This window comes from Koromonas soli, assembly GCF_059726265.1.
Genome location: NZ_AP040872.1, coordinates 155,455 through 172,183, shown reverse-complemented (window position 1 = coordinate 172,183; position 16,729 = coordinate 155,455). Strand labels below are relative to the sequence as shown.

Annotated in this window: 13 protein-coding genes; 8 read left to right on the top strand and 5 right to left on the bottom strand. The window is 55.3% G+C overall.

Annotated features, from left to right (window positions below; genetic code table 11):
- Positions 1 to 18: 18 nt before the first annotated feature.
- The 3 genes from gabD to AC6IY8_RS00725 all read right to left on the bottom strand — a co-directional run bounded on the left by gabD (position 19) and on the right by AC6IY8_RS00725 (position 4,079).
- Positions 19 to 1,503: an NADP-dependent succinate-semialdehyde dehydrogenase gene (gene gabD / locus AC6IY8_RS00735; protein WP_497776683.1), complete on the bottom strand. Its 1,485-nt coding sequence runs from the start codon at positions 1,501 to 1,503 to the stop codon at positions 19 to 21.
- Between the two features lie 12 nt (positions 1,504 to 1,515).
- A complete protein-coding gene (locus AC6IY8_RS00730) occupies positions 1,516 to 2,976 on the bottom strand; it encodes a hypothetical protein (RefSeq protein WP_497776682.1) in 1,461 nt (486 codons plus the stop codon).
- 299 nt (positions 2,977 to 3,275) lie between these two features.
- Positions 3,276 to 4,079, bottom strand: coding sequence for an IclR family transcriptional regulator (locus AC6IY8_RS00725; protein ID WP_497776680.1), 804 nt, complete (start codon positions 4,077 to 4,079; stop codon positions 3,276 to 3,278).
- A 470-nt stretch (positions 4,080 to 4,549) separates the two neighbouring features.
- Between AC6IY8_RS00725 and AC6IY8_RS00720 the strand changes: the two genes are divergently transcribed.
- The 8 genes from AC6IY8_RS00720 to AC6IY8_RS00685 all read left to right on the top strand — a co-directional run bounded on the left by AC6IY8_RS00720 (position 4,550) and on the right by AC6IY8_RS00685 (position 14,057).
- On the top strand, positions 4,550 to 6,967 hold the full coding sequence (locus tag AC6IY8_RS00720; protein ID WP_497776679.1) for a PAS domain S-box protein: 2,418 nt from the start codon (positions 4,550 to 4,552) through the stop codon (positions 6,965 to 6,967).
- A gap of 254 nt (positions 6,968 to 7,221) precedes the next feature.
- Positions 7,222 to 7,593 (top strand): response regulator, encoded by a 372-nt coding sequence (locus AC6IY8_RS00715; protein ID WP_497776677.1) that lies wholly within the window; start codon positions 7,222 to 7,224, stop codon positions 7,591 to 7,593.
- Positions 7,594 to 7,809: 216 nt separating this feature from the next.
- Positions 7,810 to 8,247, top strand: coding sequence for a chemotaxis protein CheD (locus AC6IY8_RS00710; RefSeq protein ID WP_497776675.1), 438 nt, complete (start codon positions 7,810 to 7,812; stop codon positions 8,245 to 8,247).
- On the top strand, positions 8,237 to 9,907 hold the full coding sequence (locus tag AC6IY8_RS00705) for a chemotaxis protein CheA (RefSeq protein WP_497776673.1): 1,671 nt from the start codon (positions 8,237 to 8,239) through the stop codon (positions 9,905 to 9,907). The genes AC6IY8_RS00710 and AC6IY8_RS00705 overlap by 11 nt, the downstream gene beginning before the upstream one ends.
- 7 nt (positions 9,908 to 9,914) lie before the next feature.
- Positions 9,915 to 11,579, top strand: a complete 1,665-nt coding sequence (locus AC6IY8_RS00700) for a methyl-accepting chemotaxis protein (RefSeq protein ID WP_497776671.1) — start codon at positions 9,915 to 9,917, stop codon at positions 11,577 to 11,579.
- Between the two features lie 11 nt (positions 11,580 to 11,590).
- Complete coding sequence (locus tag AC6IY8_RS00695; RefSeq protein WP_497776670.1) at positions 11,591 to 12,133, top strand: chemotaxis protein CheW; 543 nt, start codon at positions 11,591 to 11,593, stop codon at positions 12,131 to 12,133.
- On the top strand, positions 12,130 to 13,014 hold the full coding sequence (locus AC6IY8_RS00690; RefSeq protein WP_497776669.1) for a CheR family methyltransferase: 885 nt from the start codon (positions 12,130 to 12,132) through the stop codon (positions 13,012 to 13,014). The genes AC6IY8_RS00695 and AC6IY8_RS00690 overlap by 4 nt, the downstream gene beginning before the upstream one ends.
- A gap of 17 nt (positions 13,015 to 13,031) precedes the next feature.
- Entirely contained in the window at positions 13,032 to 14,057 is a 1,026-nt protein-coding gene (locus AC6IY8_RS00685) for a protein-glutamate methylesterase/protein-glutamine glutaminase (RefSeq protein WP_497776668.1), read from the top strand.
- A gap of 554 nt (positions 14,058 to 14,611) precedes the next feature.
- Here AC6IY8_RS00685 and AC6IY8_RS00680 read toward each other — a convergent pair.
- Together AC6IY8_RS00680 and AC6IY8_RS00675 are read right to left on the bottom strand one after the other, a co-directional pair.
- Positions 14,612 to 15,529: a hypothetical protein gene (locus tag AC6IY8_RS00680; RefSeq protein ID WP_497776666.1), complete on the bottom strand. Its 918-nt coding sequence runs from the start codon at positions 15,527 to 15,529 to the stop codon at positions 14,612 to 14,614.
- A 92-nt stretch (positions 15,530 to 15,621) separates the two neighbouring features.
- Positions 15,622 to 16,692, bottom strand: a complete 1,071-nt coding sequence (locus AC6IY8_RS00675) for an extracellular solute-binding protein (protein WP_497776665.1) — start codon at positions 16,690 to 16,692, stop codon at positions 15,622 to 15,624.
- Positions 16,693 to 16,729 lie beyond the last annotated feature (37 nt).

The following is a 16,729-nucleotide window of genomic DNA, read 5'->3' as shown; positions in this document are numbered from 1 at the left end:
TGTGAGCGGCCGCTCACGTTACTCAATCCCCATACACAGGTACTTAACAACCAGGAATTCTTCTATGCCGTACTTCGAACCTTCGCGTCCAATGCCAGACTGTTTCACTCCACCAAACGGAGCTACCTCGTTTGAGATCAGTCCGGTGTTAATGCCCACCATGCCGTACTCGAGAGCTTCCGAAACGCGCCACACTCGCCCTAAGTCGCGCGAGTAGAAGTACGCCGCCAGGCCGAACTCCGTATCGTTCGCCATGTGGATGGCTTCTTCCTCAGTCTTGAAGCGGAACAGAGGAGCAACGGGTCCGAACGTCTCATCGCGTGCCACTGCCATCTGCGGTGTCACGTTCACCAGTACCGTAGGTTCGAAGAACGTGCCTCCGAGCGAGTGGCGCTTGCCTCCAGTCACAATCTGCGCGCCCTTGGCAACAGCATCGGCGATGTGCTCTTCCACCTTTGTCACCGCAGCGGCATCAATCAGAGGACCCTGCGTAACACCCGCCTCCATACCGTTGCCCACCTTCAGTTGCCGTACCTTTTCGACCAGCTTCGCGGAGAACGCCTCGTACACCTCGTCCTGCACCAGGACGCGATTCGTGCACACGCATGTCTGTCCTGTATTGCGGTATTTCGAAGCAATTGCACCCTCAACCGCTTTGTCGAGATCGGCATCATTGAAAACAATGAAGGGCGCATTCCCGCCAAGTTCTAGCGACACCTTCTTGATTGTCTCCGCGCTCTGCTTCATCAACAGCGAGCCGACCGCAGTCGAGCCGGTAAACGTCACCTTGCGCACCAGCGGGTTCGACGTGAGCTCCCCGCCAATCGCCTTAGTATCTCCGGTGATTACGTTGAACACGCCTTTCGGCACGCCTGCTCGATCCGCCAACTCTGCGAGAGCTAATGCAGAGAACGGTGTGAGCCCTGCTGGCTTCACTACCACCGTGCATCCGGCGGCCAGCGCTGGAGCGCATTTTCTCGTAATCATCGCTATCGGGAAATTCCATGGCGTAATTGCGGCACATACGCCAATCGGTTCCTTGATGACGACCAGCCGCTTGTCATTCTGCGGCTGCGGAATCGTATCGCCATAAACGCGCTTCGCCTCTTCTGCAAACCACTCGATGAACGACGCACCGTACGCTATCTCGCCTCGTGCTTCGGCCAGAGGCTTGCCTTGCTCGGCCGTCATCAATTTGGCAAGGTCCTCCTGGTTCGCCATCACCAGTTCAAACCACTTGCGCAGAATCGCAGAGCGCTCCTTGGCAGTACGAGCACGCCAGGCAGGCCATGCCGAATTTGCGGCTTCGATTGCGCGACGCGTCTCCGCCGTTCCCATCTTCGGCACCGCTCCAAGCAGCGCTTGGTTCGCCGGATTCGTGACCTTGATGGTTGCACCACCATCGGCATCGAGCCACTTGCCATCGATATAACACTGCTGCCGCATCAGCTTCGAGTCGGCCAACGCAACGCTTTCAATCTGTTCGAGTGTGTGTCCAGACATAATCACCTTTCGCTAGGATTCCTGTGGTTCAAGTTCGGGTACCGCGACAACCGGCGTCGCAGGTTGCGCAGCCGCTACCTGTGAGTTGAATACGGGATCTTTCGACTTGTCGTATGCGGCCCAGTTGCGGAAGAAGTCCTTGCCGTAAATGAGAATCGACAGCACGATTCCAACACCGAATGCGTACCCGGCACCGCGAGAGATCAGCACTGCCGCGACGATTCCAGCAACGCCAAGGTCGTTGAACGTTCTTGCCTTCAACACCCCGACACGCACGGCCACAAAGCCTTGCACCAGCATGGTAAGCGAGAGCGCGATGGGCAGAATAGGCCGAACGAGAGTGACAATGGGTGAGAGGAAGTATCCGGTAAAGGTGCCCAACCGGAACGAACCCAGTCCACCGTAGAGGCTGTCCATCGCTTCCGAGCCATGCTTATAACGCTCGCAGGTGACGACTTGCATCGCCGCCCACATCGGTCCGCACATCGAAGCATCAGGGCCGGCCATCGACATGGTGATGTTACGCATACCGCAGATGATATTGTTGCGGTTCGCGTTGTAATGAACATCTTCGTCCCCATGACGGAACTCGCGAGCTTCGTCCACTAGAGCCTCGGCCTGAATCAACTCACCAAACAGCACCACGTACACGGCAGCCACAAGAGGAGCTGCCTGCAAGTAAAGCGACATTGCCGGGAAGCCAACACGCGGAGAGAATGGCGTCCACTGGTTCCATAGCGTGGCAAGCTGCGGAACCGTAAATCCCCATTGCAGGTGCGGCCACGGAAGCTCCTTCACCAACGGTGCGACAAACACAGCGAGCACCAGCGCGGGCAGTAAGCCGAGATTCGCAAGCTGCTTCAGGAAGAAGTTGCGGTTGCGAAGAACCTTGAAATGATTGGAGAACAGAAGATAGAAAGCGAATCCGATAGCGATGCTGATCGTCCATGGATACTTCGCGAAGTATTTTCCGTTGGGTTCAAATACGAGCCGGACAGCAGCAATCCCGGCCCCGAGCAGAATTCCCGCCTTCAATCCATCCGGCACCAGTTCGACGAACTTCTTCGCTAACCCGGTGGCTCCAAAGAATAGCGCGATCACGCCCAACTCAAACTCGAAAGCGATGAGAGCGTGAAGACGCGGCACGCCTTCAGGAAATGACTTGAGCCATAGCAGAAGCAGAGGGATGGCGGGTGTGATCCATCCTGGCACTACAGGATCGCCAAGATGGGCATGCCACAAATATAGGAAGCCGTTGAGGATCACCACCGTGATGGCGACCTCGAACGGCATGCCAAGGTACTCCTGCAGAATGGGGATGATGCCGAGACAAACGGCGCACATCATGAGCCCCTGAATGTAGTCTGCGGGTTCGAAACGATAGTGGATGAAAGGCAGTCGCACTTGGAATGGACCGAGCGGCCAATATGGTTGAACTTGGCCGTAGCCCCGCTTAAACACAGGTCCTAACATATACAGGCTCTCCTCTGAATAAGAAGCTCAAAACCAAAAATGAGTGCTGCCCCACAGCGAAGGAGAATGCCCATCCTCTCGCGTTCTGCTATTTGAAGCCTGTTCAGTATATGGAACGTCACCCCAAGGTGGAGGAATCATATGACGGGAGGTCTGGACTGTCAAACAATTTTCCGCGCGAGAACAGAACACGAATGAAGAGGACAAACATCACAACAGTGTTGCGAGATTTGTCACGAACGCGCGCGGGGTCATCGCGCGGATCGCATGAATACGAGGCTTACTGGAGAAGTAACGAACTAGACTCGGGCACCCATGCGGCTGGAAAGGTCGGCGGCGATGCGCTGAATCTGCTCAATCGCTACGTTTCGCTGGCGCGTGTCGGTTTCTGCCTTGAGCAGGCTCACCCCCACGCCCGCGATTGCCTGGCTGCTCCGCGAGTCGAAGATCGGGGCTCCAAGGCAGATCATGCCTTCGCGTGTTCCTTCATCATCTATCGCGTAGCCGCGCTTGCGCGTCTGGGCCAAATGCTTCAGGAGAAGAGAAAAGTCGGTGAGGCTCTTCTTCGTCAAGCCCTGTAGCCCGTGCGCTCGCACAAGTTCCGCAACGCGCTCCTGCGGCAGCGTGGCGAGTTGAGCCATTCCGCTGGCAGTACAGTTGGCGGGTAGTCGCATGCCGATGCGGAAATTCAAGCCAAGCGGCCTCGAACCGTTGCGGCATGCAACGTACACGACGTCGAATCTATCGAGCACGGACAGAATAATGGTCTCCTCGCGCAGCAAAGGCGAAGCTTCCAGCGACGAGAATTCGGCTGTGATATCCGTACGTGCGAGAAATGCTTGGCTCAGGTCGAGCACGTGGGAGCCGAGGTGATACGATCCGTTTTCATATCGACGGACCAGTCCGGCCTGCACCAATGTGGCGCAGAGCGCATGAATTGTGCTCTTTGGTAATTCCAATTCGGTGGTCAGCGAGGCGAGCGAAAGCGGCTCCTTCGCTGCAGCCAGCGTGTCAAGCAGACGTACAGCTTTAATCACCGCCGGAACACCACCATTCAGCGAACCGTTCCCGTTCGATCTGTCTTTAGAACTCTTGTTCTTCATGCGCCGCTTGCTTCCTGCCAATCCCACCACCAGCATAGCACGGCGTTCCAGATGCTGAACGCACACATCCCCCGCCCGGATGCACGTGAGGCGAGGCGCGTTCCGAGTGGCAGCTGGTTGCTGGGTCGCTCGGGTCGCGCCTCCAAGCGACTTTGGGCTAGTGTCGTTCTTTACTCGCCAACTTACAATGCCCTCCCACGAGAGTTACACGTCTTGTGCAGCTCTCGATTTTCCTGGCTTTCATTCATTTAGGAGATGTCAAACAGTCAGCTTCAGTGGAGACTGTACTATGGCGAGGTTTATCTGCACGCGCGCTACTTCGTCCATAGTTGAAGAGTCTCGAAACTGTAAACCTTTGGGGGAGTGCTGTGGTGGGCTTGCGTCGGTTCACTTCTGATGATGCCGCGTTCAGCAACGAAGACTACACCACCTCATTGTTTCGAAGGCGGTTGGGCGGCATAAGTAGCTCAGTGAGATCACTTGCTGGGAGATGGAAGCCACGGACCGTAGCTAAATACCTTCTCGAGTTGGCTGTCGTCAGTGCAGCATACTTTGTCGCGGGTCGGTTGGGATTGGCGGTCCCGTTCACCAGCGGAAACATCTCGGCGCTATGGCCTGCTGCGGGCATCGCTGTAGCCGCGCTCTTGCTAAACTATCGTCTATGGCCAGCAATCGTAATCGCCGCCTTCCTGCTCAACTATTCGACGGGGATTCCGTACAAGGTGAGTGTCGCAATCTCCGTGGGAAACACGTTGGGGCCATTCACTGCCGCGTGGTTGCTGCGCAACATCCGCAACTTTGACACATCCTTTGCTCGCGTCCGGGACGTAGTTCACCTGTTTTTGTTCGCCGGTGTGTGTGGCCCAGCCATAAGCGCGACAGTCGGCGCGACGTCATTGTTTTTCTTCGGCATGAAGCCCTGGTCACATTTCATAGTGGCATGGTTGATGTGGTGGCTCGGGGATGCAACAGGTATTTTGCTCGTCGCGCCTCTGGCGCTGTCTTGTCCTGGACTGGTTGACGCATGCAGAGAACGTCATACCCTGGAACTCTCCAGCCTTTTCTGGGGCACCCTGATCGCATGCGTGCTTATTTTCGATACCCGCCTGGTTCCCCGGATCGGCGGAGACGTACTCGTACTCGTTCTTGTGCCGTTTGTGCTTTGGGGTGCGGTGCGGTTTGCGGCCGCTGGTGCTGCAAGCGTTAACTTTCTGATCGCCTGTATGGCAGTTTGGGAAACAACACAGGGGCTTGGTCCATTCGTGATGAACAGCGCAGTACGCGGCGCGGTACTCTTGGGCCTATTCCTAAGCTTGCTCGTCATCCTTGGTCTGAGTGTTGCCGCACTAATCACAGAACGCGCTCAGTTGGCTCGTGAACTATCCGCGAGAGAAACGCTTCAGCAGAGTCAGAAAAGTTACGACGGTATTTTCGAGTCCGCCGCAGAAGGCATCTGGATGCTCGACGCACAGCTCAACACGCGCTTTGTGAATCGGCGGTTGGCGGAGTTATTGGGATCGAGCGTGGAAGAGATAATCGGAAAATCACTCTTCGATTTTGTATTTCTAGAAGACCTCGAAGCAAAAAAGATCGCACTTGCGCAGCGCCTCGCCTCGCGCAGCGTAACCCAACAATATGAGAGCCGATATCGCAGGAAGGATGGTTCGGAGTTGTTGGTGCGAGTTTCTACCGCTCCCATCTTCGATCAAAATGGCAAGTTCGAAGGTGCAGTTAAATGGTTCAGCGATCTGAGCAGCGAAAAGCAGAATGAAAAAGAGCGTCGCAGCGCGACAGAAACGATCACCCTGCTCTCACGAGCGGTACAGCAGACAGCAGATAGCGTGTTGATCACCGACAAGGCAGGGGTAATCCAGTACGTGAATAACGCGTTCGAGACGATGACCGGCTTCACTCAGGAAGAAGTCATGGGTAAGACTCCGCGAATCGTTAAGTCAGGCCAGCAAGATACGGACTTCTACCGCAATCTTTGGAAATGCATCTCTGAAGGCGAGCCGTTTCGCGGAACAATGGTGAACCGCAAGAAGAATGGACAGTTCTATTGGACCGAACAAAGCATCACCCCAATTAACGACGACCAGGGGAATATCACTCATTACGTGTCCGTCGTAAAAGACATCACCGATTCACGCATGCGGCAGGAACACGAACTGCAACTTCGACTCGCGCGTGAAGTGCAGCAGCGATTCTACAAGCCTGCAATCCGCGCTCCGGGCCTGCAACTCGCCGCTGTTGCATACCCCGCAGATGAAACTGGAGGCGATTATTACGACTTCATTATCGCGGGCGACCACTCCATTTACATCGCTGTGGGCGACGTTAGCGGACACGGAATAGGTTCTGCGCTGGTGATGGCGCTCACCCGTGCGTATGTACGCTCCTTCGCTGAATTGCAACTGAATGTGGGCGAGATACTGGCTCGAGTGAACCGCATGTTGAGGGCAGATCTCGAGCAAGGTCGGTTTGTAACTCTCATGCTCATCCGAATATCGCCCTCACGCGATTCGTTCACCTACGCGGGTGCGGGCCACACAGCGCTGCTGCTGAACTGTCGTGGCGAAGTCGAACACTTGCTCGAAAGCACCGGTTGCCCACTTGGAATGTTCAACGAATGTGAGTACTCGTCGCGAGAGATGCCGCTCTCGACATCTCAGATGCTGCTGATCATGACAGATGGCGTGGCAGAAATGATCAACTCTGAGGAGCTCGAGTTCGGTATCGATAACGCATTGGAATATTTGCGTGACCACTGCGAGGATGCTGCAGATCAAATTGTCGATGGAATCTACCACGCCGCTCGCGACTTTGCCGCCGGCGAACCACAGCTCGACGATTGCGCCCTAGTCTTGATAAAGACCACTTCCGAATGAAACACTCTCGGTCAAAAATTTTGGCAACCGAAAAAGAAAACTTCCGTAACATCTCAACGCATGGCATAGATTCAGGAATTCATATAAATTAAACCTACTTCTCTGAAGTAAGTCCTTATAACCAAGCACTTCGGTTCGACCGCAAGTGGATCAGCCCCTGCGCGCTCGAGGTGTTGTTCGCCTCTGAGCAGCTCAGGCGTTCTTAATTTGCTGAGCTCAACTGCGAATAGCCGATGTGCACTGAATAGGAGTGCATGGCCAAAACAGTTCTTCTCGTGGACGACTCGCCAACTGCGCTGATGTTGACCGAGGCGATCTTGGCAGAGCGCACCAATTACAAGGTAATCACCGCGTCCGATGGAGCAGAAGCGATCGTGCGCGCCGTTTCAGACCAACCGGATCTGATCCTGATGGATGTGGTGATGCCAAAGACAAACGGCTTCGACGCCTGCGAGCAGCTTCGGGCAAATCCTGCCACAGCGAAAATCCCAGTCATCCTGCTGACAACGCGGGGAGAAGCCGAGTGCGTAGAGACCGGGTTTGTGTCTGGCTGCACCGAGTACCTGACCAAGCCGGTAAACGGTGATGAATTGATTCAGTTGATGGGGGCCTACATTGGCGGTTGACACTCCGCCGATGAGTGTAAGCCCGGCCAGTGCTGCGGGTTCGCATCGCTGCCGCCTTGCTGCAAGCTTCACTCTCCGTACTCACATCTGGAGGCAAAGAAGACTGTGCCGTGCTAATGAGGTTGCAAATTGGAATTAGATAACGGGTATTCAACACTGCACTTGAGAGTTCAAAAGGCCCCGGATTTCACCTACTTGCACCCAGGGCAGCTAGCTGTGTCTGCCGAACCTAAAACAATGATGACGATCCTGGGCTCATGCGTGGCCGTCTGCCTTTGGGATACGGTGCGGCGCGTCGGCGGGATGGTGCACTTTCTTCTTCCTAGCTGGGACCCGAATTGTGGAGCCCCCTCCCCGCGATATGGCGACGTTGCAATTTCCGCTCTTTGCGATGGCATGGAACGCATGAACTGTCGCACACGGTCGATGCAGGCGCGCGTTTTTGGAGGAGCCTGCGTACTCCATGCATTCCGGCGGCAAGGGAGCACTCACCTCGGCAGCAAAAACGCACAGTTCGCGCATGATGCACTGAGGGAGAAAGGAATCGTAGTCGTGGAATCCGACACTCTTGGCGAAACCACTCGCAAGGTCATGTTTGATACTGAGACGGGGATTGCCACCGTAAAGCATCTGGGAGGTGGCGATGAAGCTTGATCGCAATCTGATCGTCCAGAGCTTTGCGGTGGAGAGTGAGGAAGGCTTTGCACTTATTGAAGCCATGCTGCTCGAGTTGGAAGCTAATCCGGATCAGCAGGAACCGGTTCAGGCTATCTTCCGTGCTGTACACACACTCAAGGGAAACGCACTCTCTCTTGGTTTCGACCATGTTTCGGCTTTCGCCCATCATGTCGAGGATGTTCTCGACCGTCTTCGCTCCAAGCGACTGAAGCTTACACGTGAGATAACCTCTCTGTTGCTCAATTGCGTTGACGTAATGCGCGCGGCCGTTTCCGCATGCGTCAATGATGCTCCGAACCCGCTGCCTGCCTACAAACATATCGAGCTTCAGTTAGCTGAGCTATCTCAGAATGGCACCTCTAACAATACTGAGGCGGCAGCTTCAGCGGAAACTTCCGATGAAGTGCACACCACGCAAGCGCAAGCGCAGGCGCCAGCGCCCTTAACAAAGGTTCGGAGCCTTCGCGTGCCGATCGAAAAACTCGATCGTCTGCTGAACCTTACCGGCGAAATCAGCATCGCCCGGGGACGAGCGCAGCAACTGTTGCAACGTTGTTCCGGCCCCGGCGCAGATCAACTTGCTCCAATCATTCAGGCCCATAGTGATATCGATCGGCTTTTTCTCGAATTACAGGAAACCATCATGCGCGCACGCATGGTGCCCATTGGTCCGCTGTTTCGGCAGTGTTCGCGCTGGGTCCGCGATCTTGCTGCACGACTCGGCAAGCAGGCCGAGCTGATCATTTCTGGCGAAAGCGTAGAAGTGGACACGAGCGTCATAGAGTCAATTCGCGATCCGCTCCTCCACTTGATTCGGAATTCTCTCGATCACGGCATCGAGTCTCCGGACGAGCGCCGCGCGGCGGGCAAACATCCTCGCGGGTTGCTCGAACTTTCCGCTGAACACCAGGGCGGCAACGTTGTCATAAAGCTTCGAGATGACGGTGGCGGAATCGACATTGAGGCCGTGCGCAAAAAAGCAGTTGCCGAAGGATTGCTTGCTGAAGGGGAGCGCGTCACGCAGAGCGATCTGCATCGCCTCATCTTCCGCTCCGGTTTTTCAACGGCGAAACAGGTCACCGACCTCTCCGGGCGAGGAGTTGGACTCGAGGTAGTCCGGCGCAACATCGAGGCTTTGCGCGGCAGTGTACGAATCACTACCGAACCGGGCGCCGGCACCGTGATCGCGCTGAATCTACCTCTGACTGTCGCCATTATGGATGGCTTTCTTGTTGGAGTCGGCGAGGAAACCTATGTCACTCCTCTCGAGAATGCGGTCGAATGCCTGGACCTCCCCGCAGAGCGCGTTGCTGGACCGAATGGTTCGTCCGTCATCGACTTCCGCGGGCACCCGCTGCCGGTATTGAGATTGCGCAACATCTTCAATGTCGATGGAATGCCCAGCACTCGGGAGAAGGTGCTGATTATTCGCAACCATGATGGCCATGCCGGTCTTGTGGTGGACGAGTTCTATGGGCAGCAGCAGGTTGTCATCAAGTCGCTTGGTCGCCTGATGCGCACCTCTTATGGAGTTTCAGGTTCCACAATATTGGGCAATGGCAGGGTCGCGCTTGTGCTGGACGTGCCAACGCTAATGAATGATGCAGTTCTGTTGACTAGATCAGGAGCGGTATAGGAGAAGCATGAAGAAGTTACCAATTGGCGTAAGGTTGGGCATTGGATTCACTATCGTAGTTGCATTGCTGGTCGCAGTCGCCTGGATAGCACTGGACAGAATGGGTGTGCTCTACGCCGACTTCGAAGAAGTCGTGGCAAAGCAGATGACGAACAGCAGCACAGCGGCCACAGCACTGGTTCTCTCCTCAGACAATCTACGACTCATTTCGCAATCAGTCGCGGAGGAAAAGATCTCAACGGCCATAGAGTCTGAGATGCAGTCTCAGACCGAGCAGATGACGAAGTCTCTGAAGTTGCTCGACGAGAACGTAACGAACTCGCGGGCAAAAGATGCGATGAAGAAGCTCACAACGTTGCGCACGCCATACATCCAATCGCGCACAGAAGTGATTGCGCTGATCAAAGCCGGAAAGCGTCAGGAGGCTCTGGACAGATTCAACGATTCGCTCGTGCCTAACTACACCGAATATAGGAAGGCCTGGACAGAGTTTTGTGATCTTGAGACCGAACTCGCAAATGAAGCACTCAAATCCAGCGAAGCTACCTACGTGACAGCACGGAATCTGATGCTCTTGATCGCAGGACTGGCGATCATCGCTGCCATCGGACTCGGGCTGTTCATTACCAAGAGCATCACAGCGCCAATAACACTCGTCGTTAGAGCAGCAGAACGCATTGCAGAAGGCGACCTGCGCGACCGCGTCGAAATCACGATGCAGGACGAAGTCGGAAAACTGCAACACGCCATGCGCGAGATGAGCGAAAAGCTCGCGCAAACTATTGGGCAAGTGCGTTCTGGTGCCGATGCGCTTAGCTCCGCCGCCACACAGGTTTCCGGAGCATCGCAGATGCTTTCACAGGGCACAAGTGAGCAGGCTGCATCTGTCGAGGAAACAACGGCGAGCCTTGAAGAGATGAACGCCTCCATTCAGCAGAATGCCGAAAACAGCCGCCAGACTGAGAGGATGGCGACCGCTGGCGCAAAAAATGCCGAGGAGACCGGAACCGCCGTCAGCGAAACAGTCGAGGTGATGAAGACGATTGCGGGCAAGATCTCAATCATAGAAGAGATTGCCTACCAGACAAACCTGCTCGCCTTGAATGCAGCCATCGAAGCCGCCCGCGCCGGAGAGCATGGCAAAGGCTTCGCCGTGGTCGCCACGGAAGTTCGCAAACTTGCAGAGCGGAGTCAGGCTGCGGCCAAGGAGATCAGCGAAATCGCTGGTTCCAGTGTTCGCGTCGCCGAGCGCTCGGGCGATTTGCTGAAGGAACTTGTGCCTTCCATCCGCAAGACCGCCGAACTGGTACAGGAAGTCGCTGCCGCATCGAATGAGCAGTCAACCGGCGTGGCGCAGATCAATCGAGCCATGTCGCAGGTTGACCAGATCACTCAACGCAACGCCTCCGCAGCCGAAGAACTCGCCTCAACTGCTGAAGAGATGTCGTCGCAAGCAGAGAGCCTGCAACAGCTCATGACATTCTTCAGAACCGGCGATGAGGTTTCCATGGGTACCCACACTCATCGTGCCCGCACCACTCCGCAGTTCACCGCCGGTAGCGTCCAATATTCACCTGCGAAGCTTCCCTTGCAGGCGAAGGCAGCCGCCGCAGGCGCGGGCTCCCAGAAAACGGGCGTAACCGCACAAGACGGCAATTTCACGAGCTTTTAACGGAGTCTGCCATGGGAGCTCAAGATTTGACTAACAACGTGCAGCAATTCCTCACTTTCCACATCGGGGGCGAGGAGTACGCAATCGGAATCTTGCGTGTTCGCGAAATTATTGAATACGACACCGTAACGCGCGTACCCAAGACCCCAGCATTCATCCGCGGCGTGATCAATCTCCGTGGAGCCGTCGTACCCGTGATCGATTTGGCTGTGAAGTTTGGCTCGCCAGAGAGTGCGGTAACAAAGTCAACCTGCATCGTAGTTCTGGAACTCGCGACCGACGGAGATGCGACTGTGATGGGTGTGATCGCCGACGCAGTAAGCCAGGTCGTTGATCTTGCGCCAACAGATATCGAGAAGGTCCCGTCTTTTGGCACTCAGGTCAACACCGATTACCTGTCGGGCATGGCGAAACTCGGCAAGAAGTTTGCCTTGATTCTCGATGTTGACAGCATTCTCTCCCTGGAAGAGTTGGAGCAGGTTGCTGCCGTTGAGAATCGCGACGATTCCACGGCGACGGCGGAAGATGCTGCCGCCTTGGCCAGCCAGGAATGAGGGTGACAGCGGTGGGAACTTTGGCATATGCGGAAATCAAGCCGATTACGGATGCTGAATTCCGCCGCTTTCAATCCTTGATCAGAAGCCAGGCAGGCATATTTCTTTCAGATATCAAACGGGCATTGCTTGTCGGGCGGCTATCGAAGAGATTGCGTGAGCTTGGTTTGAGTTCGTTTTCCAAGTACTACGACTACGTCCATCAAGAAGGCGAGCACGAACTTCGCTTGCTGCTGAATTGCGTGAGCACCAACGAGACGCATTTCTTTCGCGAGGCGATGCAGTTCGAGTATCTGCGAAATTCGCTCATCCCGTCATGGATCAACTCCGAAAAAGGCGCAGGTCGGCAGCTTCGTATCTGGAGCGCCGCCTGTTCCACGGGAGAAGAGCCCTACTCGATAGCGATGGCGGCGACTGATGCCCTCCAGCAGTCGCCGGAGTGTTCGTTCGAGGTATTCGCTTCCGATATATCGACTCGCGTGCTGGATCATGCCACCCGGGGACACTACGCCATTCAGAAGGCGGATGAAATCCCCCCGTCATATCGCAAGTCCTTTATGCTGAAAGGGCGTGGCGAAAGCGAAGGCTGGATGAAGGTGCGGCCGGAACTTGCTGCGCATGTTGAATTCAGGCGCGTCAACCTTATCGGAGATCTTTCGGATGTGCCGGGCACCTTCGACATTATTTTCTGTAGAAACGTTCTTATCTACTTTCAACTGGACACCAAAGAAGCGGTATTGAGCCGCCTACTTCAGAAGTTGCGTCCCGGAGGGCATCTCTTCCTGGGCCATGCAGAAACTCTTCACTCGGTCAATGTTCGTTCTACTTGTCCTATTCCAAACGTTTATAAATGCTCGCCGGCAGAGGCCGGCAACAAGTAATTCATAGGAGTTCATTAGTGCGGGTTTTAGTTGTAGATGATTCAGCCGTTGTACGACAGATAATGACCGCTCTACTTACGCAGGCCGGAATGGAAGTTGTGGTCGCACCCGACCCGCTGTTTGCGATGTCGAAGATGGAGAACATGCGTCCAGACGTCATCGTGCTCGACGTGGAAATGCCGCGTATGGACGGGATCACCTTCCTGCGCACTCAAATGGCAAAAGATCCTATTCCTGTGGTGATCTGCTCAAGTCTCGCCGGTAGAGAAACTGAGGTAGCCATCACCGCCATGCGCGAGGGTGCAGTCGCCGTAATCGAAAAGCCCAAACTTGGAGTAAAGGACTTTTTGGAGAACTCGGCGGCGACTTTGATAGAGACCGTGAAGGAAGCGGCTCATGCGCGTCCCAGGCGCACAGCATCAGCGGCTGCACTCGCTGGCTACGCCACTCTCCCCTTCAACCAGACAACGGATAAGGTGATTGTCATCGGTGCATCCATCGGAGGTACTGATGCGATTCGCTCGTTGCTGCAGGTTATGCCGGCTACGGCTCCCGGCATCGTCATAGTGCATCACATGCCGCAGGCCTTCACTTCCGCTTTTGCCTCGCAGTTGAACGATGCCTGCCGCATCAACGTAAAAGAGGCAGTTGATGGAGATCGCATCATCGGCGGCCGTGCATTGATCGCCCCCGGAAATCTCCACACTATGGTGCGGAGAAGCGGCGCCCATTATGTAGTCGAGGTTAGTGATGGAGTTCCCGTGCATCGTCATCGCCCCAGCGTGGATGTTCTGTTCCAGTCAGCCGCAACCGCCGCTGGCTCGAACGCCATTGGAGTGATCCTCACCGGGATGGGCGAGGACGGTGCCGAAGGATTGCTGGAGATGAGACTCAAAGGTGCGCAGACATACGCTCAGGACGAAGAAAGTAGCGTAGCGTTTGGCATGGCAAAAGAAGCAATCTCGCGCGGTGCTGTGCAGAGCTGCAACATTCTTCCGCTCGAGGCGATCCCCGCCGCCATTCTTCGCGCAGCATCAAAGTGATCGCAGACGCCGAATACGAGAGTCGCAGGACAGCATCAGCTTCAAACTCTACCTTTCTTACTTGTAGGTAGTGCGCTGATGGTGCCCTGCGATCCTCGACGAACTCTCTTGATGATCACTGGACCTTCTTCAATCTATCCAAGCCCCCAGCTTCACGGAGTACAGCTCCGTGGGGCTATTTGCGGGCTGCAACGATTCCATACTCTGCTTCACGACCAAGAGTCGCTCGATCATCTCAGCACAGCCTGCACAAAGGAGATCGTTCTCCGAACGCACATCCTGATGTGCGCATAAATCGCACTTCACTTGAACCTTGCCCGTTAAAACTTCAAAATCAGAACTGATTGCCCTCTTAGCCATACAGAATTAGATGAGGATCTCCGGGCGCGGTCGCATGCGAAATCCCTATGCAGGCCATCCAAAACTTTCATGAATCGCCTTTGTTGAAGAATGAAACATTCCCCGGGAATATCACTTACATGCACCCTTGACGGCGCGGGGAAGGCGACTGAGTTCTGTTCACGATTAGCTGAGTTGTTGCTGATTCCTGGACTTTAAAACCATGAAGTCTTCTTCTTCGGAGCAGGGGCATCGCCATCTGTGTTGGCAGGAGCAGCCTGGGCATTCTTATCTGCGCCCTTCTTGGCTCTCGCCTTTTCCTTCTTTTCCAGCTTCTCCTGCTCCTTTGCCTCGCGGATCTGCTGATCCAGATACTTGATCTTCTCCTCGGGCGTCATCTCGCTGAGACTCCGATTTTCCGCGACAGCCGCACCGGCGGTTTTGGCGGGAGCGGTAGCTGCGGTTTTGGCCGGGGCAGTGACGGCGCTTTTGGCGGAGGAAGATTCACTTACGGCTTGTTTCTTAGTCTCCTTTTTCGGCTTGGCAACTGTCGCAGATTTGGCGACCTCAGGTGTGCTGGCGGGCTCCGCGGGACGGCCGCCATCACCGTGGTTCGAAGACAAGGTTTTCTTCGTCCAAAATTCCTTTTCGGCAGCAAATCCAGCGGCGGCCTTATCCTTTGAAACGCTCTTAAAGTCTTCCGAATGGAAGCGGCCTGGATGAAAGTATCCGGCCAAGCGGAGCGTGCCAGCATGGTTGGCTAAATACACCGTGGTAGTGTCGCCGTTCTTGATCATGAACAGCAGATCCCCTGTGTCATCTACAACACAGAGTTCCCTCTGGCCATCATTTAGTGCATGAGCCTGCACAGGCGACGAATCCGTCTGAGTTGTCTTGATGCCGACGCCTTCCGCAATGTAGCTGGCGATCGATGTGCTGCGGCCTTCCCTTTCTATCGCTCGAACAACGTCGGCAACCCCCACCGACGCGCCCGAATTGGTCTGCACAGATTGCGACGGTTCTGACGGAATGCTGCCGGCAGATTGCGCACGCAGCCATTGGCTCGGCGCAAGCAACGCGCCGGAAAGCAGGAGAATCTGGCAGGAACGATGAAGCCCTTTACGAATCAGCATGTGTCGAGCACCAACTCTATCAGTTCAGAACGTCCGATTCTACGTTCGACCTCGACGCTGCTTCAATCGAATTCGCGATTATCGTACAGCCATCAGTAACTACCCTTGGCCGCGGCCTTCACCAGAGGGCGCAGCGAAGCGGGCAGATTGCGGATTTCCGATTGATCCACCACTGCGGGAGAAATTGGTTCGGGCCCATTTTCCCTTAGCGCGGCTGTTCCCGTTGGGCTAAGTAGCAGTTGCAGAAACTTGATCGCGTTTTCACGGTTCGGCGCTGATTTCACCAGTGTGATGCCCCAGGCAACGCGCGTTGCAGCAACGGCTATGTTCTTTGCGCTTCGCGCAGTACCGAGACCTGGCAGAACCACTACGGCTTGTCGGTAGTTGGCATTCCGTGACGCATCGGAGAGATTGACCTCATCAGGAAGGCTTACATACCGGAAGTCCGGATTGGTGCTGGCCATGAGTTGCGCGCTGTGCTCATAGATGATTTGATAATCAAATTTCTTGCCCAACGCCGGACCGGATTGATTCGCACCGGGGATCACCACGTGTTCCAGCAGATTGTTGTAGAGATTAGGAACATTGTAATATGCCTCGGCCAACTGAAAAATCATGTTGGCCCGGTACGCGCCGGGATCGAGGAACGGATTCCCTCCTCCGATTTGTACGCCGGGCTTGGTCAGGATTTCGTACCAGTTCGCGGAAGCTTTGGGAATGGACTCGGGCGGGTGAAAGGAAACGCCGGGCTGTGCGATTGGAGGCAGTTGTTTCTCAGCCACGCTGGATGCCGAGTAGGCCAGCACCATCCTTCCCTTGGCGAAAACAATATCGAAATCCGAATAGCCCGCTGGCTTCAAAAACAAGTCGATGTCGGCGTGGTCGGCAGGCGCGAACAGATCGCACACCTGACCGCCGGCCGTGATCTGCCGCGCCGCGTCGAGGCTTCCCATGGCAACGTCCTTGATCTCAATGCCGGTCTGGCAGGTGAACGCGGCTTCCAGTGGCTTGAACGCTCGCGTGAGACTGCCTGCGCGATAGATGATCAGCTTCTGTCCTGATGGAGCAACGCAACTCTGATTTTGCGAAAAGGCGGGGATAGCCAAAGGAGTCATCAACAGCACAACAAGCACAGGTCTGCGTAAAGAGATATTTGCTAGCATGCGGTTCTCTTCCGTTCAAAGGGTGGAAATCCATCGG

Bases quoted from the DNA above. Each gene is read 5' to 3' on its own strand.
- AC6IY8_RS00705 (WP_497776673.1), top strand. From the start codon at position 8,237: ATGAAGCTTGATCGCAATCTGATCGTCCAGAGCTTTGCGGTGGAGAGT.
- gabD (WP_497776683.1), bottom strand. From the start codon at position 1,503: ATGTCTGGACACACACTCGAACAGATTGAAAGCGTTGCGTTGGCCGAC.
- AC6IY8_RS00715 (WP_497776677.1), top strand. From the start codon at position 7,222: ATGGCCAAAACAGTTCTTCTCGTGGACGACTCGCCAACTGCGCTGATG.
- AC6IY8_RS00700 (WP_497776671.1), top strand. From the start codon at position 9,915: ATGAAGAAGTTACCAATTGGCGTAAGGTTGGGCATTGGATTCACTATC.
- AC6IY8_RS00730 (WP_497776682.1), bottom strand. From the start codon at position 2,976: ATGTTAGGACCTGTGTTTAAGCGGGGCTACGGCCAAGTTCAACCATAT.
- AC6IY8_RS00695 (WP_497776670.1), top strand. From the start codon at position 11,591: ATGGGAGCTCAAGATTTGACTAACAACGTGCAGCAATTCCTCACTTTC.
- AC6IY8_RS00680 (WP_497776666.1), bottom strand. From the start codon at position 15,529: ATGCTGATTCGTAAAGGGCTTCATCGTTCCTGCCAGATTCTCCTGCTT.
- AC6IY8_RS00690 (WP_497776669.1), top strand. From the start codon at position 12,130: ATGAGGGTGACAGCGGTGGGAACTTTGGCATATGCGGAAATCAAGCCG.
- AC6IY8_RS00725 (WP_497776680.1), bottom strand. From the start codon at position 4,079: ATGAAGAACAAGAGTTCTAAAGACAGATCGAACGGGAACGGTTCGCTG.
- AC6IY8_RS00675 (WP_497776665.1), bottom strand. From the start codon at position 16,692: ATGCTAGCAAATATCTCTTTACGCAGACCTGTGCTTGTTGTGCTGTTG.